The 943-nt window shown below is 52.1% G+C and carries 1 protein-coding gene; it reads right to left on the bottom strand.

Annotated elements, in window-relative coordinates:
• The coding region (locus ACWNM1_RS30585) for an AMP-binding protein (RefSeq protein WP_449603935.1) at positions 1-943 on the bottom strand (943 nt) is incomplete at both ends.

Consider the following 943-nt stretch of genomic DNA (forward strand, 5'->3'; position numbering starts at 1 on the left):
TACAAACCGGTAACCGGTCTCCTCATAGGCGTATATCGTGGCTCCAATGGTCGCTTCCGTAGGTCCATAACAGTTAAAAAGACGAGTCACCTTCGACCATGGATTCGCGACCTCAATAGAACATGCCTCGCCTGCAGAAATTACCGTTTGTAGGCTGGGTAAGCTCTCATTTACCAATAGCCTAAGTACGGTCGGTGGCAAGGCTACATTCGTAATTTCATGCTTATGGATCAATCCAATTAGCCCTTCGCCTGGTAGTATCTCCTCTTGGGTTCCTAGATATAAACTAGCGCCATGGCAGAAAGCCATAATGAATTCCATAACAGAACCATCAAAGCTAAAAGAAGCGAATTGCAGAATCCGACTATTCTTAGTGATGTCAAATAGTCGTTTTTGCTCATTGGCCATATTCAGAAGTCCCTGGTGTTCAATGAGCACACCTTTCGGCTCACCTGTCGATCCCGAGGTATAGATCACATACGCCAGGTTCTGTGGTGTCACCTCACTCACTGCGTTCTCTACGGCTTCCCAAGGAAAATCCGCAGGCTCATGATCCAAACAGTACACTGCCGCCTGACTTACCGGCACCTCTCCCGCCAGCTTCTCCTGGGTTAACAGCACCTGGATCTGCGCATCCTCCAGCATGTACGCGATGCGTTCATGTGGGTACGCTGGATCCAGCGGCACATACGCTCCGCCCGCTTTCAATACCGCCAGCAAACCCACCAGCATCTCGATTGACCGCTCCACGTAGATCCCAACTAGTTCATCCGGTCCTACCCCTTGGCTTTGCAAGTAGTGGGCCCACTGGTTCGCTCGCCGATTGAGCTCCCCGTACGTCACGCGCTCCTCACCAAACACCACCGCTACCGCTTCCGGGTTCCGCCGCACCTGTTCCTCAAACCGCTCGTGCAGACACTGCTCTGCGACCTCTACTTCTTCA

The sequence above is a fragment of the Paenibacillus sp. Marseille-Q9583 genome, assembly GCF_976954365.1.